Source organism: Bacteroidia bacterium, from assembly GCA_040880525.1.
Lineage (GTDB): Bacteria > Bacteroidota > Bacteroidia > CAILMK01 > JBBDIG01 > JBBDIG01.
The window spans coordinates 64,622-89,061 of the sequence record JBBDIG010000045.1 but is presented as its reverse complement, the minus strand read 5'-3'; the positions used below and the strand labels follow the sequence as shown (position 1 = coordinate 89,061).

Sequence of the window (24,440 nt, the reverse complement as noted above, 5' to 3'; positions counted from 1 at the left end):
ATGTGTATCCCGTTAGCTTGAGAAATTAATGGAGTTTCTTCATATGGGGAATGGCTTACAACGGTTCTCGGCTATGGCAAGTGCGGGATTTCAAGGCACTTACTTGTCCGATTAGCAGCTAGTTTATTTTGTGTAATTACTTTCATTTTAGCACTTTAGCCCGCATTTGCTATAGCCGATGTTGTGGTGCGCTTTTTATTTTCATTCTTTCGTATGTCCAACTTACCTGAGTAAGAATCCTATCTTCAATTTCTGCTGGTGGATTTATAATAAATTGCTCAATATGTTCTGAAAACCTTTCTTTAGTTGTCTCGTTCTCCAACCATTCTGTTATTATTCTACTTAATTCAGTGCTTGCAAATGGACTTGAAAGTTCATCAGGTTTGTTGTCTTTAAATCCCCAATTTATGAGGTCGTTAAAATGTAGAACGCTTTCAGGTGTTGAATTGATAGTCCATTCGGCTAAAAGTATATGAATGTCAATTTTGATTTTATGAAGCATGACTAGTATTCCATCAATTCTTGCAAGTTCAGGTAATGAATAGACAGTCAAACAGTATTGGAAGAAAGCATTTGCAAACTCCTTTAATACATCTAATTCATCATTACTCCATTCGTCTTTGTCGTAGTAGTCAAACCTTGAGAATACGAGTTCTTCATCGTGGTGAAGAAATTTCAATTCTTTTGTCAACTCAAGAAATCTTGGCAAAAAGTGTTTAAATTCTTGAATGTCGGGTTTTTCAGTCTTTGCAGCTGTATTGTAGTCGTAAAGTAAGTCAAACGGAATATGGCGAACTGATAAGCTTACGAGTTCGGATTCTTGATTTTTAGTCAAGCAGCATTCAGTACAAGCGTCAAGAGGGGCTGTCGCTTTATACTTCTTAAATATCTCGTAAGATTTATCAATTATTTCTTCCAATTCTGTCGTCTTTTTCAAATGCACCACAACTCGTTTATATATCTGATAAAATCACATATAACACTCCGGTAAGGGCGTTATTGTGAGACTTTCTGCGTTTTTAGCCCTCGGCTCAAATATCCATGTTCTCAACCGGATTCTGAACATTATGAAGTGTTTTTTACTGATGTGGGTGTAGATCTCTGTCGTCTTTGAGCTGTGGTGGCCAAGAAGTTTCTGTATGACGAAAATGTCTGTGCCTTGCTCATGGAGATGGGTGGTATAACTGTGAGGAAGCGTATGCAACGAAACTCCCTTGCTAATCCCCACCCGCTTTATGCCCTGCTTTAAAATTTGTGAAAAGCTTTCAGGCGAATACCGCCCGCCTTTCTGCCCCTCGAAAATGTACTCCTTTGTCTTATATCCGCGCCAGTAATCCTCCAGTATTCGTAGTGTTTTCGGTGGCAGCACTACCATCCGGTCTTTCTTCCCTTTGCCTAGCCTCACTTTTAGCAACATTCTGCCCCCTTGAAGAATTCCTTGCCATCTATCCAGGCTTTTCCTTTGGCTGCTGCAAATATTTTCTTCACATTTTGAGGATTATTGCGCAAATACCAGCAACGGGGTGTACCACTCCATTCCGCACCAATGGTTTTTACGACCAGGTTCAATTCACGGTCTTTGGGAAAAACCAGGGAAATCTGTGGTTTTCCCTTGTGTACAAGATGCCGCAGTGCTATCCGCTTTTCGTCCATTTGGAATCGAATAATTTGAAATTTCCCTAATAAATCTGTCAGCTTACCGTACAGTTTCTGAAGTGACCGTTCCGCCAGGGCAGGCTTCGCCCCCGTGGGCCACAGGTTTTGAAAAATTCTCATTGCCGGTTGCCCATAAGGTTGTGCCTGGCGAAAATAGAATTATTCCCTTTCCTGAAGTTGATCTGTAGAATCACTTCACGTTCTTTCTGTGCGGCCAGGATTTCTTCCGCTTTTCGAAACTACAGTGGTGGTATGGGGCGGGAGAGGAGCGAGGGGTGCAGTAAATCCATATCAGGAAAAAGTAAAAAATGGAAGCCATCTCTACGTGGGTTCTTTTCCCGGGCTTCATCCGGAAGAAAATAGCCCATACCAAAAGGGTCATGAATAGCAGCCGTATTTTTTTATTCAGGAATTTTTTGGAACAGCCTGGCAAGGCGTTCCTTTTTCAGGATTTTCTGTTCCTGTTCTCCGGAGGCAATGAGCCGTTCGCCAACTTTTCCTTCATAGCGGCAAAGGATGCTGTTATCTTTTATCGAAATGACCTCAGCCGTAAATTCTACGGTTTGGCCAACGGCTGCAGGTGCGTGGTGGTACACGCTTACCATGGTGCCGATTCCTTCCTCATCCTCATCCTTCATTTCCAGTACGAAAAGGCGGCAGACCCATTCGGCATCGCGTGCCAGGGCAAAGGTGGCATACACCGGATGCACCGGTCCGCTCTCAAAAACTGCGGTATCCGCTGCCCGCACTTGGTGGCGGTATGTCTTTTTATCGCCCGGATTAAACAGGTTTTTCATAGTAAATAAAAGCTTTCCAGGTTTTTGCGAAATTTATCTGATCTGTCAGTTTTAACCGGGAACCGTGGCAGGGCCGGAGGGTTTTTGCATGTATTTGTAAAGGATGCCGCGGTGCGGGGCAAAGAGCAATGCGAGGGCAAAGAGAAAACCTGCCACAGTTGCCATAGCTCCGGCAATGGATCCATTGATTGACACGGCCAGGTAGTAACCGCCCACTGCTGAAACGATCCCGGCCAGCGCAGAAATAAACAGCATTTTTCTGAAATCATCCGTAAGCATATAAGCAGTTACAGCGGGTGCGATGAGCAGTGCCACCACCAGGATAGCGCCTACGCTTTCAAAAGATACTACCGTGGTGAGCGAAACCGCACTCATCAGCAGGTAGTGCCAGAAAGCTGTGGAAATTCCCAGCGCTGCGGCATACTGTTCGTCAAACGTTGTGAGGTAAAGACCTTTGTATCCTGCCACGATCATCAGCACCACCAGGAGGAATACCAGGCCCAGAATCCAGACGGGAGCAGGGCCGAGAGAAATGCCGCTGCCGGTAATCCACAGGTCAAGGGGCACATAGGCTATTTCTCCGTACAGAACGCAATCCTGGTCAAGATCTACGTTCCCTCCAAATGCGGAAATGAGAATGACGCCTATAGCGAAAAGCGAAGTAAACGTGAGGCCGATGGAAGCATCTTTTTGAAGCCGTGCTTTTTTATTAAATACTTCAATAAGCCAGGTGGTGAGCAATCCCACGGCTGCGGCACCCACAAGCATCGGCAGCGAGGTGCGGCTGCCTGAAATAAAAAAGGCAATGACAATTCCCGGCAGCACTGCGTGAGATATGGCATCGCCCACCATTGCCATTCTTCTGAGAATAAGAAAACAGCCTAATAGTCCGCAGGTAACGGCTACCAATGAACCTGTCAGCATAATCCAGAAAGAATCCATTATTCTTAAATTTTAATATTTTGAATTATTAATTTCATTTTAAAAAACACCATTTATTTTTTTGATTAATAAAATTTGGAATTTCATTTTTGGTGCTACTTGTATTTTAATGAAAAATAGATGATGAACAGATGTTAAAGACAAATAACCGCCCGGGCAAACGAAAGGATAATCCTCCATCGAGGGCCGAAGGACTCCGGACTCTTTCGGAGGGGACGAAGGGGGTGTGGCTGCCCCTGGCTTGTATTCGGCTTAATAAATACATGGTAGTTCCTGATTTCATAACAATTAAGTTTTGGATGGAATTCGGGTTTGGTGAGGATCGCTACTGGGATACTGGAGGAGTTCTTCCAGGCGGGCTTCAATATCAGGTGTAATGATGTGCTCAATGGCTTCAGCATCTTCATGCACATGATCCGGTGCAATGCGGAGGTGCTCCGTGAGGTAGAGTTCCCAAAGACGATGCAACCGGGTAATGCGCTGTCCTTCTTTTATTCCCTCTTCCGTCATGGACCAGGTTCCGTTTTGCTTTGCAAGCAGGTTTTTCTGCTTCAGGCGGTGCAGTCCGTTTTCCAGGTTTTTCATCCTGAAAGTGCGCTGTTCCAGCAGTTGGGCTACGGTTCTGCCTTTTTGAAAGTCCCCATCTTTTTCACCCAGATGATAGTATGCTTTCAGGATGTTTTCGTTGGTGATCCTCAGCCGGTTCTTGTGTCGGGAAATATACCGGGCCAGCATTCCTCTTTTCGTGGAAAGAAGAAGTGAAAAAATTGCAATCGCGGACAGTGCCACTACGATCCAGGGGCCTGTGGGCATGGATGGCGCAACATAGGAGACGTATGATCCTGCCAGCCCTGAAAATGCTCCAAATAGCGCAGCAAGGATAATCATCAGGACCAGGTTATTGGTCCAGTAGCGGGCAGCCGCAGCGGGCGAAATTAGCAAGGCTGCCATCAACACCACCCCAACTGCCTGGATGCCGGTAGCAATAGCAATAACCGTAAGCGTACTGAGCAGGAACTCAAGCATACGAACCGGGAGGCCCAGGGCTTGTGCATGGTTCCTGTCAAAGGAAATAAGGGTGAATTCCCGGAAAAAGAAGATGATGACGAGGACCAGTACCAGGCTGACGATGCTGAAGGTAACGACATCGCTGTACATCAGTGATGCGGCTTTGCCAAAAAGGAATCTGTCCAGCCCGCTTTGCCCTGCATCACCCGACTGCTGAATGATCGTGAGCAGTAAAATTCCGATACCAAAGAATACAGAAAGCGTGAAGCCGATGGCGGCATCCGGTTTAATACGGCTTCTGCGGGTAACGAAGTCAATGAAAAGCAGAGATAACCAGCCGGTGGCCAGTGCTCCGCCTATAAGTACGAGCGGATGTTTTGTATGAAAGATCATAAATGCCAGGGCTACTCCCGGTAACACCGAATGTGCCACGGCATCGCCTATCAGGGCTCTTTTTCGCAGAAAGGTGAAGCAGCCAACCACTGCTGATCCGATGCAGAGAAAAATGGAACCCAGCACCACGTATCGCACATTGGAATCCTGCAACGACAGGAATTGGAAAAGCTGGTCCATCAGATGATCTCGTTTTTTTCGCGGGCAGGGAAATCCTGCTCTTTCAGCAGGTCGCCAATTTTCGTGAGCAGCGTGAGCTTGCCGCCATAAGCTTCTTTCAGCAGGTCATTGGTAAAGGCTTCCTGCGTGGGGCCGGAAGCGATCAGCCGTGTATTCAACAGCACCACCCAGTCAAAATAATCCATCACCGATTGCAAATCATGGTGTACCACGATCAAGGTTTTGCCTTGCTTCCGCATTTCTTTTAAAAGCTGGATTATTGAATTTTCAGTTGCGGCATCTACGCCTGCAAAAGGTTCGTCCATAAAGTATAGGTCAGCTTCCTGCGCCAGTGCGCGGGCAATGAATACCCGCTGTTGCTGCCCTCCCGAAAGCTTTGAGATCTGCCGGTTCCTGAAATCCTGCATGTTCACCTTTTCAAGGCTGGCTTCGGCAATCTCTCTGTCCTTTCGGGTCAGCCGCTTCAGGATGCCGCGCTTGCCATAGCGGCCCATGAGCGCTACGTCCATTACGCTTGCCGGGAAATCCCAGTCTACTGCTCCGCGCTGAGGAACGTAACTCACGCGGTGGCGGACAGCATTCAGCGGTTTCCCGAATATCTCTACGAAGCCGCTGTCAGGCTTGAGCAGGCCCATAAAGCATTTAAGCAGTGTTGTTTTTCCGCTGCCGTTCGGGCCGATAATACCGGTCATTTTACCTTCGGGAATCGTAAAGTCAATATCCCACAGCACCGGCTTTTTGTCATAGCTGGCCGTAAGGTCGTGTACTTCGAGGGCAGGATTCTCTACATGCGTAATCATTCTTTTCTATTTTAATGCGGAAACAATTGTGTTAACATTGGCCTGCACCATGCCAATGTAGGTTCCTTCGGAAGTACCGGCCCTGCCCATTGCATCCGAATAGAGAGTACCTCCAATTTTCACTTCTTTACCCCTGGCTTCTACGCCCTCCTGCACCGCTTCTATGGCCTGCCTGGGAACGGAGCTTTCTACAAAAATGGCTTTGATGTCATTTTCATAAATGAAATCCACCATGTGGGTGCGATCCTGTAATCCCAGTTCGGCAACGGTGGAAATACCCTGGAGTCCTTTTACTTCAATGTTATAGGCCCGGCCAAAATACTCGAAGGCATCATGCGCAGTAATTAACACCCGCTGGCCTTCAGGAATAGAGGCAATCTGTTCACCCGTCCATTCATGGAGGTCCCGGAGTTCCTTGAGATACGCTTCCATGTTTTTCTTATAAAAGGCTGCGTTCGCTGTGTCATATTCCTGAAGCATATTACCGGCATATTCCACTGCCTGTGCCCAAAGTGAGACATCAAACCAGATGTGCGGGTCAGGCGTATTTTCCTGTCCCGGAGCCATGAAATGTTCATCCGAAGTCAGTCCGGCAGAAATGGCAATGACGGGTTTGTCCCGCTCCATTTTCTCAAGCACCTCACCCATTTTGCCTTCCAGGTGCAGCCCGTTGTAGAATACCATGTCTGCTTTTCTCAGCAATTGCAGATCACCGCTCACCGCCTTGTATAGGTGCGGATCCACGCCTGGACCCATAATAGCCTTTACCACGGCTTTTTCCCGCGCAATATTGGAAATGGCATCGGCAATCATTCCTGTGGTGGTAACAATGTAAAGGGTTTCTCCACTGCCGTTATCATTTCCGGATTCGTGTTCGTTACATCCGAATAGCCCCGTGAGGAGCAGCGGGATCATTAAGATTTTTAAAATGTGCTTATTTTTCATTTTTATGTAAAGATTTAACAAACAGGTTTTTGGCCACCTGATAAGAGATGGTGACACTTTGGGCCGAGGAAAGTGCCACTGACAGGGATTTATCGTAGGCAATCCGTTCCCGGATCTTCAACCGGGTTCCCAGCACTAATTTGATCTGATCAAGATATTGCAGAAAACCCGGGGAATGATCCTGCACCCCTACGATTATGGCTTCTTCGTCCACGGCAAGGTCGGTCATGAGCACCTGTTCCCTATAATGAAACTTGCCGTTTTTGTCAGGTATCGGATCTCCATGAGGATCAAATTTTGGATTATCCAGGAAATCATCAAGTTTATTGACGAGCGTCTCAGTTCCGATATGTTCAAGTTCTTCGGCCAGGTCATGCACCTCGTCCCAGGTAAAATTCAGTTTATTTACAAGAAATACTTCCCACAGGCGATGTTTGCGTATCAGGTCTTTAGCCAATATTTCACCTTTCGGGGTAAGCTGCACGCCCTTGTATTTTTTATAAAGTATGAATTTCTGTCCGGCCAGCTTTTTCAGCATATCGGTAACAGAGGCTGCCGTGGTATTCATCTGGGCAGCAATGGCGTTTGTGGAAATTGCTCCCTCGGTTTTTTCGCCTATTTTATATATGGCTTTCAAGTAGTTCTCACCAGAAGAAGAAGGCATATCAAATAAAAAATTTTGGCAAACTTAATAAAAATATTTAGATATGGCTAAAAAATTTAAATCCTGAACTTTGCCGAACGGGGTTAAAAACGTAAGAAGTCAGGTTTTTAAGTCGTTTGTAAGGTTATAGAATTTGAACCCTGATTTTAAAAACGATGTGGATTGATTTTTGACAAACCCGCGCCACACCGGGGCAAGCCGGAATGTTTTACTTTACACTTACAAAGCACTTTAAAAAGTTCATCCAAATGAAGAAGTTATTTGCCGTGTTAGCCATCGCAGGATTTATGGCAGGAAGTTTCACCTCCTGCAGCAGAGATCGTTGTCCCACCGTGTTAGATGGCGACAAACTGGAACAACTCAACGAGCAGGGCTAACAACATTTGCTTAATGCCTCTTGTTATAGCCGTTAAATTTATCTCCTTCTAAAAGTGAAACGGTTTACTTCAGGATTCTTTCTAATTCTATTTCTTCTTGCGTTTGCCTCATGCAACCGGGATAAATGCCCGAATTATCTGCACTATGAGCCGCAGGAGATTCATCAAAGTGATAAGGAACAGGTGTAATGGATTGGACGCCATTCACTGAACCGGGACAGATTGAAGAAATCAAAGCGCAGTCCCACTCTGCTTTTGTCCTCATCTTTAAGCACTCTCACCGCTGTTCAATAAGTTCTGTAGCCTTGCATCGCCTGCAAGCTAAGTGGAATCTCACTTCTCTCCAGATCCATCCCTATAAATTAAATGTGATCACAGCGCGGGCCATATCGCAGGAAGTGGCAGGTACATTTGGGGTGAGACATGAATCACCTCAAATTTTGCTCATCAAAAACGGGGAATGCATAATGCATCTAAGCCATCTTGATATCAGCTATTCCCGGATCACTTCCGCAATTGACGATAAAGAATTAGCGGACTAATCTTTTTGATGCAGCCGCAGCGTCTCAAACGCGTTCTAATTTGAACCCGGGAGGATCTCTCCCTGGCATTGCGCTTCAGACTTTGCCGGTTTCCAGCTTCTTTTAAATTATTTTTGCACGGATGGTCAGAAAAGTAGCATTATCTACATTTGGCGTGTGGCATGTCGGGTGGCTCATTGGCGTACTGCTTCTGTTGCCGCAGGTGTTGCCGGCCCAAAACTTTGAACATCACGGCTATACTACAGAATTGACCGGGGGAATAATTGCGCATACCAATGGTTTTGGAATTACCGGCAAATTTGGCAGCGAGTATAAAGAGCAAATTCCGCTGGTTGCCGGGCTTGATTTCCTTTATATCCGCCATCCTAAAGAAGCCCGGATAAAAAACCCATTTTATGACGGCACCACTCCTTATGTATTCGGCAAGCTAAACAGCTTGTTCGTGATTCGCCCATTTATAGGTTCTCACCGCAAGCTTTCCATCCGGGTGTTGCCGCGTGATGTGAGGCTCAGGTTGAATTATAGCATAGGTTTGGACCTTGCGTTGCTAAAGCCGGTGGTGCTGGGGATTGTGCGCTATAATCCTGGCGGCACGACTTATCGTGTAGAATATGAACAGTATGAGCCGGCTGTTCATACCAATCAAACAGCCATTTTTGGAACCAGCGGTTTTTTTGAAGGATTGGACGACCTGCAACTGAAGGCGGGTACATCCTTAAAAGCAGGGCTTGAATACAAAATTGGCAGGGATGATCGCATGCTTCAACTCATAGAGACTGGCGTAATACTGGATGTCTTCGTATCGGAAATCCCTATTTTTGCATTTGGAGAGAATCAGCGGGTCTTCCCGAATCTTTTTTTACAGTTTTCAATTGGGCAGCGATGGTAGAGAAATGTTGTCCTAATGATGCCGATTAAAGGAAGGAAGATGCCGGTTATAAACTGGTTTTTGCGATGTGGCTGAAAAAATATTAGTTTCACCCTCTTAACATCGCGCTCACAAATTAATTTTGGCACTTTAAAATTTAACTCCGGGATTGGAAAACTCAGGAACCATACTAAAGAAACCCAGGACCAAAAAGCCGTCCTGGTTAAAAGTGAAATTGCCTACCGGTAAAAATTACCAGGAGGTCCGGAAGATTGTAGACGATCATAAGCTCCATACGATATGTGAAAGCGGCAATTGTCCTAATATGGGGGAATGCTGGGGAGCAGGTACGGCTACATTCATGATCCTGGGAAATACCTGTACGCGATCTTGCTCTTTTTGTGCAGTAGCCACCGGCCGCCCAAAGGAACTGGATACCGGTGAGCCGCAGCGTGTTGCTGAAGCAGTGAAGTTGATGAACGTAAAACATTGCGTGATCACTTCAGTGAACCGCGATGAACTGAAGGATAAAGGCTCCGTGATTTGGGCAGAAACCATTCACGAGGTAAAAAGACTGAATCCCAATACTACGATCGAAGTACTGATACCGGATTTCCGGGCGGACTGGGACGCATTGCAGCGCGTCATAGATGAGGAGCCTGATGTGATCTCTCATAATATGGAGACGGTAAGGAGGCTCTATCGGAGGGTAAGGCCACAGGCGAAATATGATCGCAGCCTGGAGCAGATAAGACGAACCAGGGAAGCGAATATGCGTACAAAGTCAGGCTTTATGCTGGGGCTTGGTGAAACCGATGAGGAGGTATACGAGCTTATGGAAGACCTTGTGAAGAATGGGCTGGATGTATTGACAATCGGGCAATACCTGCAACCTACTGCGCTGCACCTTGCCGTTGAAGAGTTCGTAACTCCTGAGAAATTTGAACATTTTCGAAAAGAAGGAATGGCGATGGGTTTTAACTACGTGGAGTCCGGCCCGCTCGTCAGATCATCTTATCATTCCGAAAGACATGTAAAACCATATATTGGCCAAATGGAACCGGCCTTATAATTTTATGAAAAATGAAAAAAGGTAATAATAACAGATGAATAATACTGAACAATCAAACAAACTTAAAATGAAAATACGATCAACAAATTCGCTGCTGGTGCTGATACTGGTTGCGGCTGTATCAACATGGGCAGGCATAGAAGCCTTCAGCCCGGGGCTGGAATATTATACGCCACCAAAAGGAGAAAGGAATCTGGAAGCATTCGTTCAAAAACATAATTCGGAGGGCATAGCAGGGGCTGTTGAATATGTGAACCGGATGAAGGCAAATCAATACACCGGATTGGTTGATCCTGCTGATGTGCAAAAGGCCCTGGACATGCATGAATCCATGCCTCAGAATAAAAAGGATATCGCTTTTGACTGGAGATCTATGGGGCCGGATAATATCGGAGGCCGGACGCGTGCAATATGGGTAGACCGGGATAATAATAATATCATTTATGGTGGAGCCGTTTCAGGAGGATTTTTTAAATCAACAAACTTTGGTGCCTCCTGGAAAAAAACTTCCACCGACCTCAATAGTCTCATCATTTCTTCCATTACGCAAACTGAGAATGGCGACATCTACTTTGGTACCGGAGAGCTGAATTTTACATCAGCCGGAGCCGGAGCATTAGGAACCGGTTTCATGGGGCGTGGAATGTGGAAATCTACTGACCGGGGAGAAACCTTTGAATTTCTTGAGGCTACGGAACCTACTCCGCTTTTCGGAGGTAATAACCGGTGGGACAATGTCAATATTCTTGCTTCAGTCGGCAATAAGGTTTTTGCCGGGACTGACCGGGATTTAATGGTAACAGAAGATGGTGGGCAATCATTTCAGGTATTGCAATCATTTCCGGTGAGCGGGCCGGGAGCTTTTCCCGTCATCACCGATCTGAAAATTTCTCCCGATGGAAATACCATTTTTGCTGTAGCGCAAAATTCTTCTATCTCTGTGGCCAGACTTTACAGATCTACTGATGGCGGGGCTACTTTTGAGGAAGTAGGAACAAATGCACCGCTTGATCAAGTAAGGATCAGTAACGGGCTCAGAAGATTAAGAATTGCAATTGCCCCTTCAAATCCAGATGTGATATACGCTACAGGCGTGGTAGGAAGGGAACTGGAACGTGCCTATAAAAGCACGGATAGAGGAGAAACATGGAGTGTTATAGCCACGGGTTCTTCCGTTTTTGACCTTTTTGGCGGACAGGGAGAATATAATCATACCATTGCCGTAGACCCCTATAATGAAAACCGCTTATTTGTGGGAGGTGTGGATTATTATCAATGGACCCAATCACAGAATTGGAGCATGGCTGCAGGGTTAGCCACGCTTATCGGGATCAATAATAGAAATCCATTTTACATCCATGCCGATAAGCACGAAATCGTTTTTGACACGGTGGCCAAACCATACATTATGTACGTGGGAACCGATGGCGGAATATATAAATCGCTGGATGCACAGAATAATTCACTGCCTACCTATTCTGAAATTACCAAAGGATATGTAACCACGCAATTCTATTCAGTAGCCGGGGCCACCACCGGAGCAGCCATTGGAGGTACACAGGACAACGGAACTATTAGAGTGGATGGCAGTGGAGTAGGTGGCCTTCAGGGTATTAAGATCAAAGGGGGCGATGGGGGTGATGCCGCTATTTCACGCATCAATCCCAATATATATATAGGAGAATCGCAATTTGCGGCAATGGAGCGTTCTCAGAATAAAGGAACTTCCTTCTCAAATTTCTTTGACAGGAATATTGAGCCAAATCCTGATGACAATCCTATTTCCGGAGATAATGGCAATCCGTTTATTACTCCGATGCATCTTTGGGAAGATCCAAATGACACCGCAAGCACAGAAACCATTTCTTTCATAGCAGACAAATTCTATCAGGTAGGAGAGGTTATTACCCTCAGAAGCCCCAATGGCAACAGAGATTTTGAATATACTTTTGAGGAGCAGGTACTGAAAGGAGAAGTTGTTGAAATTCCGGATCCAGTGCAGTCAAAGTTTTTCATTGCCATTTCTCCCAGTAATAATGCGAGTGTAAGAGGAATATGGATGACCAAACAGGCTACCAACTTTACGAAAACGCCCACCTGGTTCAAAATCTCAAATTTGGCCAATGCCCGTTTTGCCCAAAGAATTGAGGCATCAAAAAATGGAGATAAGGTTTTTGTTTCTACTTCTAATGGAAATCTCTACCGGATCAGCGGCCTGAGAAATACCGCAATGAACCGGGTGATGGATTCTGTTGCGAGATTTTCTGACACGTTGTTTTCGCTGAATTTTGCACAATATGGAGTCAAGGAAGACCTTATCTATTCAGGAAATCAGGCCGTAACAGGTATTTATATTGACCCGAATGACAGCAACCGGATGGTAATGACGCTGGGTAATTATGGCTCATTTAATAACCACGTGTTTTTGAGCGATGATATTCTAAGTGCGAATCCAACATTTACTTCAGTGCAGGCTAATCTGCCGCGAATGCCGGTTTATAGTGCTCTTATCAGCGCAGAGGATTCAAGAAAAATTATCCTGGGTACGGAGCTGGGTATTTATTATACGGAAACGGCTACCGCAACCGGAGTAACGTCATGGCAGCCGGGGAATGATGGGGAAATGGACGTAGTGCCGGTTTTCGATTTATGGCAGGTATTACCGATAAATCAGGAATATAATGGCCCTACTCTTTTTATTGGCACGCACGGCAGAGGTATATTTAAGTCAGGCGCATTACTTACCTCTATTGAAGAAAAGGATGAGGAAAAACCCGTAGTAGCGAAACTTCAGTTGTTCCCCAATCCTGCCAGTGAATACATGAACATCAGTTTCAAATCAGCCGGAAATGGTGCTTCAACCTTGCGTATTTTCAGCATGGATGGAAAACAGGTGGAGACGATGAACCTGACGCCAGAGCAAGTTGCAAATAGCGAGGTTCGAATTAATACCGGGGCGTATAAGCCGGGAACTTATTTTGCCAGGCTGGAAGGCGAAAATTTCAAAACCACGGCTAAATTTGTGGTGCTGAAATAAATCATTGGATAAACTTTAGGTATGCAAAGGGATGGGCAATGCGCTCATCCCTTTGTGCTTTTACGGCATCAAAAGACTACAGCCCCGGATCTCGCTGTGGTCAAGGCGCCCAAGCACCTCGAAGCTGCCGTGCGCATGGCAGCGACCAATATCAGAAGTGGCAATGAAGCTACAGGAATAGAGGTTGGCAAAGTCTATAATATTAATCGCACCTGAATCTCCCTGGGGCAAAAACGCAAACGGATCCGAAATATCACGAATTAAAACGCTCATCCAGGGAGGGCAACGGAAGGAGCCATTTCCGGCCGAATATGCCTGCGACAGCAATTCAGTCATCCCATATTCTGAATGAATCGTTTCAATTCCAAAGCCCATCTTCAATTCATGGTGAAGTTCTTCGCGGATCAGTTCTTCTCTTCGTCCTTTCATACCTCCGGTTTCCATCACTATCGCCCGGCCTAGCTGCGGCTTATATTGCTGGGCCAGGTCCAGCAAAGCAAAGCTTACTCCCAGCAGAAATATTTTGCGGGGAGCATTCCTTTCCTGCTCAATTAGCGCCAGCAGCTTCGGGAGATCATCCTTAAAAAATCCACTGCTGGAATGATTGCTCTCTCTGATAAGGACCTGAGCCATGTATACCAGGGAAGATTGGGCACGTTCCAGATAGGATGGGAGCAGCGCAAGGAAGATATATTCAGCAGGATCGCCATAGAATTGCCGGAAACAATGCAGCAGTGATTTCTCGTAAAGCTGGATATCGGCTACATAATGTTGAGAGGCAATGCTGCCTGTGGTTCCACTGCTTCTGAATATTTTCGCAACTGGCTGATGGCCTGTCATTACCTTATGATTCCTGAAAAGCTCCACAGGTAAAAAAGGTATTTGATCTATGGCATCAATATCTTTCGGATTTACGTTAAGATGTTCCAGATACGTTCTGTAAACACTGTTTTCTTTCGCCTGATAACGAAAAAGTGACAAGGCCATTTTTTCGAAATTTCCCGGATGAACGGAGAAGAGCAAATCCTTAAAACTTTCAGGAGATTGCATGATCAGTGATTATTTATCAGCTTTTTTACCGCTAACGGCAGGAGTATGTTTGTAAAATATTTCATGCACATTTAATAAAATATGCCAGCATTTTTTCAGTCAACGGCTTTCTGCAAAATTATTATTGTTTCCCTGCCGGTTTTGGCCGCAGGTTTATTGGCGGGGTGCAAGAAAACAGCAGGTTTACTTGATGTGCCGGTGCTCACGTATTTGCAGATGGAGGAGCAGACAAGCTCCGATACACTCACCATTAGGATTGGATATGAAGATGGCAACGGTGATATCGGATTATCTCCTGGCGATACTTTCCCACCTTTTGATCCCGGGAGCCAGTATTTTTATAATCTGCATGTAGAATATTTGGAAAAAATAAATGACACCTTCCAAACAGTTTCGATGAACCATCCGGATCCGGGAGGTCCACTGAATTTCCATACCCGAATTAGCAGATTGCTTGGAGCAGGGCGCGATCCGCAACCCATAACAGGTGAAATCAGATATGAAATACTTTTGGATTTTCCGTTGCTTCAGCTACCTGTGGTTGGCGATACCGTAAAGCTAAGGGTCTGGATTTATGACAGAGATCTAAATCAAAGTAACACGCTTGAATCAAATGAATTTATCTTAAATTAAAGAACATTGCAGAAAGAAGAACTTGTAAGTCAAATCAGGAAAAAGCGCTCCTTTCTGTGCGTGGGGCTTGATACAGATCCTGATAAAATTCCCGCACCTTTCTCTCGTCTGCCTGATCCTGTTTTTGAATTTAACAGGGAAATCATCAACGCTACCCGCGATTTTGCAGTGGCATATAAAATCAACACGGCTTTTTACGAAGCACAGGGGATGAAGGGCTGGAGGAGCCTGGAGCGCACATTACAGGAATTGCCGGCAGATACCTTCAAAATTGCCGATGCCAAACGCGGAGACATTGCCAATACAGGCCGCCAATATGCCCGCGCATTTTTTGAAACTTTTCCATTCGATGCCATTACAGTCTCTCCGTATATGGGCGAGGATTCTGTGACGCCATTCATGGAGTTTTCCGGTAAATGGGCCATTCTGTTATTGTTGACCTCCAACAAAGGCGCTACGGATTTCCAGCAGCAAAAAGTGGGAAATGAAAGGCTGTTTGAATTAATATTGAAAAGATCGCAGCAGTGGGATGGACATCAAAGACTGATGTATGTGATGGGCGCTACCCATCCTTCAGAATTGGCCACCATCCGGAAATTGGCGCCTGATGCTTTTTTCCTTATTCCCGGAGTGGGGGCGCAGGGTGGCAGCCTTAGCGCTGTGGCAGAAGCGGCACTCACTTCGGAATGTGGGCTACTGGTAAATGCCTCGCGCGCCATTCTTTACGCAGGAACGGGAGAAGATTTTGCGGCAAAGGCACAGGATAAAGCCAGGGAATACCAACAAGAAATGGAAAGTTTGCTTCAGAAATACAGAGTTTAGTATCTTTAGCAGCCATTCGCTTTTTTTAATCCTCCAGGGAAATGAATGAAGAACTGCTTTACCACATCTGGAAGTACCAGCTTTTTGACCACGACAAATTGCGCATAGGTGCTGAGCGGCTACAGGTGCTTCACCCTGGTCAGCGCAATAACGATTCGGGTCCGGACTTTTTTAATGCCCGCATTCGCATCGGCACAACCACCTGGGCCGGAAATGTGGAAATCCACGTCAATAGTTCCGATTGGCACCGGCACCAGCATCACCTCGACAAGGCTTTCGATAACGTGGTGCTTCATGTAGTGTATAATCATGACTATTTGGGAGACACCGGAGTGGGGAAGATTCCTGCCTTGGAACTGAAGCGAAGAATTTCTCCGCACCTGCTGAAGCGATATGACTATCTCCGATCCAATGAAGATTTTATTCCATGCGAGAATATGATCGGCCAGGTAAACGAATTCACCCTCACGCATTGGGCAGGGCGCATGGCCATGGAGCGGGTAGAGGAAAAGGCCGGGTACATTCTTTCAGTTCTCAGGCAAAACCGCTACGACTGGAGCGAAACCTTTTATCAGCAACTGGCGCGGAATTTTGGCTTTAATGTAAATGCCTTCGCCTTTGAGCAGCTTGCCCGCAGTTTATCGCTCAGGGTGCTGGGCAAACACAAAAACAACCTGTTTCAGTTGGAAGCGCTGCTATATGGCCAGGCTGGCCTCCTGAAGCCTGAATATCAGGATGAATATCCCCAAAAGCTGCGCAAGGAATATCAGTTCCTGAAACAGAAGTATGGACTACAGCCACTTCCCGGACAAATGTGGAAGATGATGCGAATGCGTCCTGCTAATTTTCCGACCATCCGCATTGCTCAGTTTGCCCAGGTAGTGAGCCAGTCTACGCACCTGTTTACCAAAATCCTGGAGGTAAAGGAACCCAAAGAGGTAATGCAGCATTTCAAGGTTGCAGCTTCTGAATATTGGGATACTCACTACAGTTTTGGCAATCCTTCAGCGCGCAAGACGAAGAAGAAAACGGGGGATACAGCCGTCAAAACCATAATCATCAATACTATAGCTCCTTTTCTTTTTGCGCATGGCAATGCCAAAAAGTCGCTCGAACACAGGGAACGGGCGCTGTCTCTTTTGGAGCACATGAAGCCGGAAGGCAATCGAATTTTAAGAAAGTTTGAGGAACTGGGTGTTCCTAATGGGACGGCATCGGATTCGCAGGCTCTGCTGCATCTGAAAAAGGAATATTGCGATAAGGTGCGCTGCCTCCAATGCGCTATCGGCAATAAACTTCTTCATTTAAGTATAAATGAGGCGACCGGATAATTTTGTAATTTGCTGCCTGTTAAGCAATATTTGGAACTATTGTAACAACTTCTTTTGCAATAAGAAATGAAAAGAATCAGAGATTTTATGGAAGTGAAGTTTTTTGGTGTCTGCTCCTATTTGGGAGAGAAGCTGGGCATCCGGACTTCCCACATCAGGATGTTTTTTGTGTATTCCACCTTTCTCACGCTCGGTTCACCGATCCTGGTATATCTGGCATTTGCTTTTTTGCTGAATATGCGCAACTACATCAGGCGCAGGCGCAGAAATCCTATCTGGGATTTTTAGCCACAGGAATGTTCATTTTCGGTTTTGGATTATTTCATAAAAAAGGTAAATCCATTCGTTGATTCCTTCAGGTCAGGAAAATTAAATTAAGGATCATCCTGTATTTGAAATCATCCACCCAAAGGGAAAGCATTTTGTTAATTCTTAAATTTGCACCTGTATTAAAAAGTTAAATTTATGAACCGCACAAACGGAACAGAAGAAATAGAAAAGGTAAAATTACTGATCATAGGCTCCGGCCCGGCAGGATATACGGCTGCCATTTATGCAGCACGGGCAGAGCTGAATCCTATGATGTATGCCGGCATACAACCCGGTGGACAGTTGATGATTACCACTGATGTAGAGAATTATCCCGGCTATCCGGAAGGGATCCAGGGGCCTCAAATGATGGAGCTGTTCCGCAAACAGGCGGAGCGCTTCGGCACAGACATTCGATATGGCCTGGTCTCCTCTGTGGATTTTTCAGGCTACCCGCACAAGGTTACCGTTGATGAGTCGAAGACTATTGAGGCGGAGGCAGTGATCATTGCTACCGGAGCTTCAGCAAAATGGCTGGGCATAGAATCGGAGCAGCGGCTCAACGGGCACGGAGTTTCTGCCTGTGCGGTTTGTGATGGCTATTTTTTCCGGGGAGAGGAAGTAGCAATTGTGGGGGGCGGAGATACTGCCTGCGAAGAAGCATCCTACCTGGCAAAGCTTTGCAAAAAAGTCTATATGCTGGTGCGAAAGGATGAATTCCGTGCATCAAAGATTATGGAGGAGCGGGTGCGAAATACTAAGAATATTGAGATACTATACCATCATGAAGTCAGGGAAGTGATTGGCGAAAAAGAGGTAACTGCCGTACACGTGGTGAATAATCAAACCGGTGATGAGCGGGAACTGAAAGTAACCGGCCTGTTTATCGCCATCGGCCATAAACCTAATACTGATATTTTTAAGGATTATCTGGAACTGGATGAAACCGGATACATTAAAGTAGTGAAAGGCACCACGCATACAAATGTGGAAGGTGTTTTCGCCAGTGGTGATGCCCAGGATAAAGTTTACCGCCAGGCAGTAACAGCCGCAGGCACCGGCTGTATGGCCGCCCTGGATGCAGAGCGCTTTTTAGTAATGAAAGAGCACGAAACCGCTCAGGTAGTTTCGTAATGGAATGCGGTTCAGTTTTGTGACCAGGTTTTTCTGATTATCCATTCCACCGGTGCCTTTCCGGTAAGAAATCCATATAGGTGAAGAATCCGTTGTTTTTGAGCACTATTTTCAATTGAATTAATTCTTTCGAAAATTACTTATATATTAAAATTAAAAACAAATTCTAATAGAAGTGTAGCTTGATCAAAATAGATTACCGGATTTTTGATCTTAATGGAATTACCCACTGATAAAATGAAAATTGAGGCTCACGCATCCGGTAATACAAAGATTGCTGAAATATCTTCCGGCCAAATGGTTATTACCTCTGCTGAAGATGGATTGGATCTCTTAGGAAATTTATATTACCAGGGCTTTGACCGGATTATTATTTATGAAAGCAATATAACACCTGAGTTTTTTGATCTGAAAAATGGAATGGCAGGAGAAATTCTTCAGAAGTTTTCTACCTACCGGGTAAGGCTTGCCATTGTGGGTGATTTTAAGAAATATCAGGGAACGAAACTTAATGATTTTATTACTGAAAGCAACCGGGGCAGGCAAGTCAATTTTGTTGCTTCTTTGTCAGAGGGCCTGATGAAACTTTCGTAGGCAAAAAGATATATTTCCATGAAATGATCTTAAATTGAGGCACCTATAATGATCAGCCACATGAGAAATGAATTTCGTCTGATCGAAAAAGTCTTGATAGCAGCACGAACCAAATGACAATAGCATGAAGAACTTCCCGGCTACCCTAAAGATAATTTTATTGTGGTTAACCAGCCTGACTTCAGCGCCTGTTCTGGCACAGGTTGCTGATGTGGATGGCAACACCTACCCTACAGTAAGAATTGGCAGCCAGGAATGGATGGCCGAAAATCTTCGCACTTCCCGATTTAATAATGGCGATTCGATTTTAGAAGAGGAGGACAACGCTGTCTGGCCAACGCTTACAGAACCTGGCATGTGCTGGTATGATAATGATTCTGCTACGCACCACTTTCTCTATGGAAGAATATATAATGGCTACGTGGCGATGGACCCCGACATTTGTCCTGCAGGCTGGAGTGTCCCTTCAGAGCAGGATTGGGATAAAATGATCAGTTCTTTGGGAGGCGCCAGCATGGCAGGTGGAAAGCTGAAACAAGCCGGCACGGAACATTGGGAGGAGCCTAATACAGGAGCAACCAATAACAGCGGGTTTACCGCGCTGCCAGGCGGCTTCAGAAGCCATGCGGATGGAACTTTCAACTACAGGGGACAGCGTGCCGGTTGGTTTGTTACCACGCCCGGTTCAGGTGTACTCTTCAAGTGGGTAAGCTGGTCGCTCGAAAGCTCAGGTTCAGGCCCTATTGCTCCGGAGGCAGGATTGGCAATTCGTTGCTTTCGCAATGTTTCGGTTTCGATTGACGGTAAGGCAGAAGCAGCTAAGATGAAGGTTTATCCTATTCCGGCATCCGGAGCGCTGATGATTGAACGGCCTGGTACGCCACAAACGAAAAGGATAGAGGCCGTACTTACGGACGCTACCGGCCGCATTGTAAAAAAGGAATGGCTGCTGACTGACGTTCATGCTTTGGACGTTACCGGTCTCGCAAATGGAACCTACCTGTTGCAACTTATTGCCAATGATGCTGTGATCCATTTTGAAAAAGTTGTGCTGATTAAATGATAGCCAGTCTCAATTTCTTATTAAAAAATTAATTTATGTTTTTAAATAATGTTTGGGAATGAATTTCCGGAAATTTTAAAACATTTTATTTTTTTAATTAAAACCAGGAATAATACCGAACAAACCTCTTTCAAAACAGGATGACAATTCAGACATCAGGCACCTTTGGATACCCTATTTTTGCCGGCCAAATAAATGAAGTGAACTGAGCATGAAATTATTGAGGATCCTGGCGCTGCTCGAAGGCGTTTCGCTGCTGGTGTTGCTGTTCATTGCAATGCCCTTGAAATATTTCTATGACGAACCTGAAATGGTGCGTCATGTGGGAATGGCGCATGGTGTACTTTTTATAGGGTACTCATTATGGCTGGCTGTTATAGCCATTCAGCACAAATGGAAAGCCCGGCCTATCCTGGTGAGCTTCGCCTCGGCATTTGTTCCATTTGGCACCTTTTATAGCGACCGCAAATATTTCCGTGAGCCGGCAGAAATAAGTCAATAGCAAAACCCAGTTCGTTTATTGAACCAATATTTTTTGCTGAAATATTTCTCCCTCCACAATTAATCTCAGCAGATAGATTCCTTCTGCAAGATCTTCGATATTGATTTCGCTTTCATCCGGCTTCCATTTCTTCACGGTCTTTCCTGTTGCATCCAGCATATAGCCCTGTGCATTTAGCCCTGCTTGCGGGTTTTTAATATTCAGGACAGATGAAGCCGGATTCGGATATACTTCTAGCGCAGCAGGCGTTTTCTGATAAATACCAGTAGAGACGTGACTGTATTTATAGAATGAGTTGGAAAATTCGAAGTCTGGTAAATTCACTCCGAGGCCAATGAACGCATCATTTCCTAGTACAAATGCGGTTGACCATGCAAGTTGATCAGTCGGCAAGTTGTCTTCTATTTTCTGCCAGTTATCCGCAGCAGGGTCATATTCCCAAAGGTCGCTACGAATGGTTGTATAGTCAGACATTCCACCTGCTATGTAGCCTTTGCCGCCAACGGCATATCCCACCGCTGCCTGGCGCGATTCTCCGGGAAATGATGCCACCTGATTCCAGCTTTCTGTTGTAGGATCAAATTCCCAGATATCATCAATTTCCATAGTTCCCTGAGCGCCTGTGCCTGCATAGGCTTTCCCATCTATCACAAAGGAAACTGCAAAGAGAACCGGTCCTCCCGGATAATCGGGCAAACTTCGCCACTGATCAGTAGCAGGATTATATTCATAGAAGTCGAATAGCATATACTGCCCATCGAAACCTCCGCCCACATAGCCTTTTCCATTAACAGAAAAAGAAAAGCAGCCATCACGTTCACCTGCGGGATAAGGTGCCTTTTCCGTCCAAGTATCCATTTGCGGATCATATTCGTACATCTTATCGGTGAGGTCTGATGCGGTCTCGAAAGAGCCACCACCAACGTACGCTTTGCCATTGATTACAAAGCTAAAGGCCCATGCAAGGTGATCGCCAGGGCTGGGGATTGGCGCCTTTTCGGTCCATTCACCATTCGAAGCATCGAAGCTAAAAACCTCGTTCCCCGCAAGTCCGCCACCTACATAGCCTTTATTATCCAGCACAAAACTAAAAGCTCCGTCTGTAGGGGTTGATGGGAAATCATTCATCTGAGTCCATTGCCCAAAAACGAGGGCCGACCAGGAAATTTGTATCAGAATGAGGAATATCTTTTTCATAATTTTTTTCTTCAAATTTATCCGGACCTGCAGGCACTGCGGGTTAACAGCTATTAAAAAATACTTAAAAATACTTAAAAATCCGGGGCTGGTCAGTCATATTGCCGGTTTGGAAACTATATTTGAGGTATGCGAAAGCAACCACTTCAGTTTCTGTTTATCCTTATGGTTGTCGCGGTAGGCGCTGTGGTTTCTGCGCAGCTCTACTGGATTTTCAACGCATATACACTACAGGAGGAAAACTTCAGGCGTGATGCATTGGTGGCGCTTCAGAACACCACTTCGCAAATTGAGGACAACTACACATGCCTTGAAAGTTTTAATAAAATAAATCTGAAACAGCGAGAGAATATCCTCATCCTTAAACGAAATGCGGATGGGGTTTCTATGGATACCATCCGCCAGTTTGCCGCAGCCTATACAGGCGATAGCCTTTTTTCAACCAATTCCTTTTCTTCTCCCCTGACCGCCACTGCTGAGATCCTTGTGAAATACCATTACTTTCCACGCAGTTATTCCCATATAACGCAATTTGACAACCCGCATAATTCATTGAAGGGAATGACGAAGAAGCAACAGGAGCAATTTTTCCGAGGCAATGTCACCCTCACCTATGCCAATGGCGAGAAATATTTCCTGGATTACATTGATTCCGTTTTAACCATCAATTTATCCAACCAGGGCATTTCTTCAGATTTCCGGTTTCAATTAAAGGACAAACAAAACGATTCCATTCTATTCAGGAATTTTGAGGATGAAGTACTCCTTGCCGGTGCCATGCCTTTCACATCATCATTTTACCAGGGTAGCCGGTTTTTTTCCCCGCAGGAGCTGCAGCTATGGATCCCCGCCCAAAACAAAATTCTGCTGGGGCGCATGGGGTTCGTAATGGTGGGCTCATTTCTGGTGCTGGTTCTGCTGGGTGCCGTAGTGTTGCTCATCGTCCGTACTTTGCTGAGGCAAAAGAAACTTGCAGTAATAAAGAATGACTTTATTAATAATATGACTCACGAATTTAAAACCCCGATTTGCAATATTTCACTTGCGCTTGAAACTATAGAAAATTCGTCTTTGGTTAATGGGAATAATGGATTGCGACAATACTTATCCATTATTAATAGTGAAAATATACGCATGGATGAAAACGTGGAAAAAATTATGGAGATTTCCATGATGGAGCGCACTGAAGTAAAGCTGAACATGAAGCCCTGTAACCTGAATAATATTGTTCGGCAGGTGGTACCTTTATTTGACCTCATGATCCGTGAAAGGCATGGCAATATTACCGTAAAAAGCTATAAGCCAGTTGTAATGGTGAATTGCGATGCGGTGCATATTTCAAATGTTTTTTATAATCTGATTGACAATGCTATAAAATATAATGATAAAACCCCTGAAGTAAATATTTCTGTTATTGAAGAAAATGATCTTATTAAAATTGAATTTTCTGATAATGGTATTGGAATAAATCAGGAACACCAGAAACCAATATTTGATAGCTTCTACCGGGTTTCCACTGGCAATAAACATGATGTAAAAGGTTTTGGCCTGGGATTGAGTTATGTAAAGAATATAATTGAAAGTCATCGGGGTGATGTTCAGCTAAATAGCAGGAAAGGAGGAGGATCCGTATTCTCTGTGCGCCTGCCCATTGAAACGAAAGAAGTAAAGCGAAGCTCCCGGATAAACCTGCATAGATTGAATTTATGACTAAAACTAAAATACTTCTGGTTGATGATGATGAAAATCTGACGTTTCTCCTTAATGAGAACCTGATGACGGCCGGTTATGAAGCTACCATCTGCAGGGATGGAGAAAGCGGTTTGCGTTCATTCCGGGCGGAACTTTTCCAGCTTTGCATCCTGGATGTGATGATGCCAAAAATGGATGGATTTACGCTGGCAAAGCAAATAAGAAAGCAAGACCACCATATCCCCGTCATTTTTCTCACAGCCAAAAATATGATTGATGATAAATTAAAAGGATTCGATCTTGGCGCGGATGATTACATGACAAAACCTTTCAGCTTCCATGAACTCCTTTGCCGCATTAAAGCCGTGCTGAGCAGGACAGGAGTTTCAGAAAATTCGTATCATTGGGACAGCCGCATGGGAAATTTGATTTTCAATTATAATATGCGTAGCCTGAAAAATGGCAGCAAAGAAAAAAAGCTAAGCGCCAAGGAGGCGGAATTGCTACAGGTATTCCAGGAGAACAAAAACCGCCTGATCTCGCGGCAACAGATCCTGAAACGCGTTTGGGGTGACGATGACTTCTTCACCTCCAAGAGCATGGATGTATATCTCACCCGCATCCGGAAATTGATAAAGGATGACCCCTCACTGGAACTGCTGAACGTGCATGGCGTGGGATACAAGATGATTGTGAATGGGGAGATTGAGGAATAGGTGAAGTCTGATTTGAATTTACAGGCTCTTTTGTCCTTTTCTTGAGTGAAACGGGTTTCTCCACATTTATTTTATGCAAAAATGATTTTTGAAACATCGCACATTTGCCATGTTTA

The 24,440-nt window shown here is 45.1% G+C and carries 26 protein-coding genes; 15 read left to right on the top strand and 11 right to left on the bottom strand.

Annotated features, from left to right (window positions below):
- Window positions 1-169: 169 nt before the first annotated feature.
- The 9 genes from WD077_13085 to WD077_13045 all read right to left on the bottom strand — a co-directional run bounded on the left by WD077_13085 (window position 170) and on the right by WD077_13045 (window position 7,385).
- Window positions 170-919, bottom strand: a complete 750-nt coding sequence (locus WD077_13085; GenBank protein ID MEX0968168.1) for a hypothetical protein — start codon at window positions 917-919, stop codon at window positions 170-172.
- 51 nt (window positions 920-970) lie between these two features.
- Complete coding sequence (locus WD077_13080) at window positions 971-1,405, bottom strand: tyrosine-type recombinase/integrase (protein MEX0968167.1); 435 nt, start codon at window positions 1,403-1,405, stop codon at window positions 971-973.
- A gap of 2 nt (window positions 1,406-1,407) precedes the next feature.
- Entirely contained in the window at window positions 1,408-1,776 is a 369-nt protein-coding gene (locus WD077_13075; protein MEX0968166.1) for a hypothetical protein, read from the bottom strand.
- Between the two features lie 281 nt (window positions 1,777-2,057).
- Entirely contained in the window at window positions 2,058-2,453 is a 396-nt protein-coding gene (locus tag WD077_13070) for a hotdog domain-containing protein (GenBank protein ID MEX0968165.1), read from the bottom strand.
- Window positions 2,454-2,504: 51 nt separating this feature from the next.
- A complete protein-coding gene (locus WD077_13065; GenBank protein MEX0968164.1) occupies window positions 2,505-3,395 on the bottom strand; it encodes a metal ABC transporter permease in 891 nt (296 codons plus the stop codon).
- Between the two features lie 288 nt (window positions 3,396-3,683).
- Window positions 3,684-4,976 carry an iron chelate uptake ABC transporter family permease subunit gene (locus tag WD077_13060; GenBank protein MEX0968163.1) on the bottom strand — a complete coding sequence of 431 codons (1,293 nt, stop codon included), beginning with the start codon at window positions 4,974-4,976 and terminating at the stop codon, window positions 3,684-3,686.
- On the bottom strand, window positions 4,976-5,776 hold the full coding sequence (locus WD077_13055; GenBank protein MEX0968162.1) for a metal ABC transporter ATP-binding protein: 801 nt from the start codon (window positions 5,774-5,776) through the stop codon (window positions 4,976-4,978). Before WD077_13055 ends, WD077_13060 begins: the two co-directional genes overlap by 1 nt.
- Window positions 5,777-5,782: 6 nt before the next feature.
- Window positions 5,783-6,721 carry a zinc ABC transporter substrate-binding protein gene (locus WD077_13050; protein ID MEX0968161.1) on the bottom strand — a complete coding sequence of 313 codons (939 nt, stop codon included), beginning with the start codon at window positions 6,719-6,721 and terminating at the stop codon, window positions 5,783-5,785.
- Complete coding sequence (locus WD077_13045) at window positions 6,711-7,385, bottom strand: metal-dependent transcriptional regulator (GenBank protein ID MEX0968160.1); 675 nt, start codon at window positions 7,383-7,385, stop codon at window positions 6,711-6,713. Before WD077_13045 ends, WD077_13050 begins: the two co-directional genes overlap by 11 nt.
- A 248-nt stretch (window positions 7,386-7,633) precedes the next feature.
- On the opposite strand from WD077_13045, the gene WD077_13040 reads away from it, so the two are divergent.
- The 5 genes from WD077_13040 (at window position 7,634) to WD077_13020 (ending at window position 13,281) form a co-directional block, all read left to right on the top strand.
- Window positions 7,634-7,762 (top strand): hypothetical protein, encoded by a 129-nt coding sequence (locus WD077_13040; protein MEX0968159.1) that lies wholly within the window; start codon window positions 7,634-7,636, stop codon window positions 7,760-7,762.
- Between the two features lie 188 nt (window positions 7,763-7,950).
- A complete protein-coding gene (gene ytxJ / locus WD077_13035; protein ID MEX0968158.1) occupies window positions 7,951-8,304 on the top strand; it encodes a bacillithiol system redox-active protein YtxJ in 354 nt (117 codons plus the stop codon).
- 121 nt (window positions 8,305-8,425) lie between these two features.
- Entirely contained in the window at window positions 8,426-9,193 is a 768-nt protein-coding gene (locus WD077_13030) for a hypothetical protein (protein ID MEX0968157.1), read from the top strand.
- A 148-nt stretch (window positions 9,194-9,341) separates the two neighbouring features.
- Window positions 9,342-10,244, top strand: coding sequence for a lipoyl synthase (lipA, locus tag WD077_13025; protein ID MEX0968156.1), 903 nt, complete (start codon window positions 9,342-9,344; stop codon window positions 10,242-10,244).
- Between the two features lie 67 nt (window positions 10,245-10,311).
- Window positions 10,312-13,281: a T9SS type A sorting domain-containing protein gene (locus WD077_13020; protein MEX0968155.1), complete on the top strand. Its 2,970-nt coding sequence runs from the start codon at window positions 10,312-10,314 to the stop codon at window positions 13,279-13,281.
- A 60-nt stretch (window positions 13,282-13,341) separates the two neighbouring features.
- On the opposite strand, the gene WD077_13015 is transcribed toward WD077_13020, so the two are convergent.
- Window positions 13,342-14,331: an acyl transferase gene (locus WD077_13015; GenBank protein MEX0968154.1), complete on the bottom strand. Its 990-nt coding sequence runs from the start codon at window positions 14,329-14,331 to the stop codon at window positions 13,342-13,344.
- Window positions 14,332-14,412: 81 nt separating this feature from the next.
- On the opposite strand from WD077_13015, the gene WD077_13010 reads away from it, so the two are divergent.
- The 8 genes from WD077_13010 (at window position 14,413) to WD077_12975 (ending at window position 20,719) form a co-directional block, all read left to right on the top strand.
- Window positions 14,413-14,964, top strand: a complete 552-nt coding sequence (locus WD077_13010; protein MEX0968153.1) for a hypothetical protein — start codon at window positions 14,413-14,415, stop codon at window positions 14,962-14,964.
- A gap of 6 nt (window positions 14,965-14,970) precedes the next feature.
- Window positions 14,971-15,786, top strand: coding sequence for an orotidine-5'-phosphate decarboxylase (pyrF, locus tag WD077_13005; protein MEX0968152.1), 816 nt, complete (start codon window positions 14,971-14,973; stop codon window positions 15,784-15,786).
- A 41-nt stretch (window positions 15,787-15,827) separates the two neighbouring features.
- Window positions 15,828-17,117 carry a DUF2851 family protein gene (locus tag WD077_13000; protein ID MEX0968151.1) on the top strand — a complete coding sequence of 430 codons (1,290 nt, stop codon included), beginning with the start codon at window positions 15,828-15,830 and terminating at the stop codon, window positions 17,115-17,117.
- 66 nt (window positions 17,118-17,183) lie between these two features.
- Window positions 17,184-17,405, top strand: coding sequence for a PspC domain-containing protein (locus tag WD077_12995; GenBank protein MEX0968150.1), 222 nt, complete (start codon window positions 17,184-17,186; stop codon window positions 17,403-17,405).
- Window positions 17,406-17,582: 177 nt separating this feature from the next.
- The gene (trxB, locus tag WD077_12990; protein ID MEX0968149.1) at window positions 17,583-18,560 is read left to right on the top strand and encodes a thioredoxin-disulfide reductase; all 978 of its coding nucleotides are present in this window, start codon (window positions 17,583-17,585) and stop codon (window positions 18,558-18,560) included.
- 237 nt (window positions 18,561-18,797) lie between these two features.
- Window positions 18,798-19,154, top strand: a complete 357-nt coding sequence (locus tag WD077_12985; protein MEX0968148.1) for a DUF4180 domain-containing protein — start codon at window positions 18,798-18,800, stop codon at window positions 19,152-19,154.
- Window positions 19,155-19,278: 124 nt separating this feature from the next.
- Window positions 19,279-20,217: an FISUMP domain-containing protein gene (locus WD077_12980; protein MEX0968147.1), complete on the top strand. Its 939-nt coding sequence runs from the start codon at window positions 19,279-19,281 to the stop codon at window positions 20,215-20,217.
- Between the two features lie 211 nt (window positions 20,218-20,428).
- Window positions 20,429-20,719, top strand: coding sequence for a DUF3817 domain-containing protein (locus WD077_12975; protein MEX0968146.1), 291 nt, complete (start codon window positions 20,429-20,431; stop codon window positions 20,717-20,719).
- Window positions 20,720-20,734: 15 nt separating this feature from the next.
- Here the strand turns inward: WD077_12975 and WD077_12970 are convergent, their stop codons facing one another.
- Window positions 20,735-21,916, bottom strand: a complete 1,182-nt coding sequence (locus WD077_12970) for a kelch repeat-containing protein (GenBank protein MEX0968145.1) — start codon at window positions 21,914-21,916, stop codon at window positions 20,735-20,737.
- A gap of 129 nt (window positions 21,917-22,045) precedes the next feature.
- Here WD077_12970 and WD077_12965 point away from each other — a divergent pair, with 129 nt between their 5' ends.
- Together WD077_12965 and WD077_12960 are read left to right on the top strand one after the other, a co-directional pair.
- Entirely contained in the window at window positions 22,046-23,626 is a 1,581-nt protein-coding gene (locus tag WD077_12965; GenBank protein MEX0968144.1) for a HAMP domain-containing sensor histidine kinase, read from the top strand.
- The gene (locus tag WD077_12960) at window positions 23,623-24,324 is read left to right on the top strand and encodes a response regulator transcription factor (GenBank protein MEX0968143.1); all 702 of its coding nucleotides are present in this window, start codon (window positions 23,623-23,625) and stop codon (window positions 24,322-24,324) included. The genes WD077_12965 and WD077_12960 overlap by 4 nt, the downstream gene beginning before the upstream one ends.
- The last annotated feature ends 116 nt before the right edge of the window (window positions 24,325-24,440 follow it).

Excerpts from the sequence above, each read along its gene's own strand:
- WD077_13010 (MEX0968153.1), top strand. The coding sequence starts at position 14,413 with ATGCCAGCATTTTTTCAGTCAACGGCTTTCTGCAAAATTATTATTGTT.
- WD077_12985 (MEX0968148.1), top strand. The coding sequence starts at position 18,798 with ATGAAAATTGAGGCTCACGCATCCGGTAATACAAAGATTGCTGAAATA.
- WD077_12975 (MEX0968146.1), top strand. The coding sequence starts at position 20,429 with ATGAAATTATTGAGGATCCTGGCGCTGCTCGAAGGCGTTTCGCTGCTG.
- WD077_13015 (MEX0968154.1), bottom strand. The coding sequence starts at position 14,331 with ATGCAATCTCCTGAAAGTTTTAAGGATTTGCTCTTCTCCGTTCATCCG.
- WD077_13030 (MEX0968157.1), top strand. The coding sequence starts at position 8,426 with ATGGTCAGAAAAGTAGCATTATCTACATTTGGCGTGTGGCATGTCGGG.
- ytxJ (MEX0968158.1), top strand. The coding sequence starts at position 7,951 with ATGGATTGGACGCCATTCACTGAACCGGGACAGATTGAAGAAATCAAA.
- WD077_13075 (MEX0968166.1), bottom strand. The coding sequence starts at position 1,776 with ATGAGAATTTTTCAAAACCTGTGGCCCACGGGGGCGAAGCCTGCCCTG.
- WD077_12965 (MEX0968144.1), top strand. The coding sequence starts at position 22,046 with ATGCGAAAGCAACCACTTCAGTTTCTGTTTATCCTTATGGTTGTCGCG.
- WD077_12970 (MEX0968145.1), bottom strand. The coding sequence starts at position 21,916 with ATGAAAAAGATATTCCTCATTCTGATACAAATTTCCTGGTCGGCCCTC.
- WD077_13000 (MEX0968151.1), top strand. The coding sequence starts at position 15,828 with ATGAATGAAGAACTGCTTTACCACATCTGGAAGTACCAGCTTTTTGAC.
- WD077_13020 (MEX0968155.1), top strand. The coding sequence starts at position 10,312 with ATGAAAATACGATCAACAAATTCGCTGCTGGTGCTGATACTGGTTGCG.
- WD077_12980 (MEX0968147.1), top strand. The coding sequence starts at position 19,279 with ATGAAGAACTTCCCGGCTACCCTAAAGATAATTTTATTGTGGTTAACC.
- WD077_13060 (MEX0968163.1), bottom strand. The coding sequence starts at position 4,976 with ATGGACCAGCTTTTCCAATTCCTGTCGTTGCAGGATTCCAATGTGCGA.
- WD077_13050 (MEX0968161.1), bottom strand. The coding sequence starts at position 6,721 with ATGAAAAATAAGCACATTTTAAAAATCTTAATGATCCCGCTGCTCCTC.
- WD077_12960 (MEX0968143.1), top strand. The coding sequence starts at position 23,623 with ATGACTAAAACTAAAATACTTCTGGTTGATGATGATGAAAATCTGACG.
- WD077_13065 (MEX0968164.1), bottom strand. The coding sequence starts at position 3,395 with ATGGATTCTTTCTGGATTATGCTGACAGGTTCATTGGTAGCCGTTACC.
- WD077_13045 (MEX0968160.1), bottom strand. The coding sequence starts at position 7,385 with ATGCCTTCTTCTTCTGGTGAGAACTACTTGAAAGCCATATATAAAATA.
- WD077_13040 (MEX0968159.1), top strand. The coding sequence starts at position 7,634 with ATGAAGAAGTTATTTGCCGTGTTAGCCATCGCAGGATTTATGGCAGGA.
- WD077_13070 (MEX0968165.1), bottom strand. The coding sequence starts at position 2,453 with ATGAAAAACCTGTTTAATCCGGGCGATAAAAAGACATACCGCCACCAA.
- WD077_12995 (MEX0968150.1), top strand. The coding sequence starts at position 17,184 with ATGAAAAGAATCAGAGATTTTATGGAAGTGAAGTTTTTTGGTGTCTGC.
- trxB (MEX0968149.1), top strand. The coding sequence starts at position 17,583 with ATGAACCGCACAAACGGAACAGAAGAAATAGAAAAGGTAAAATTACTG.
- WD077_13055 (MEX0968162.1), bottom strand. The coding sequence starts at position 5,776 with ATGATTACGCATGTAGAGAATCCTGCCCTCGAAGTACACGACCTTACG.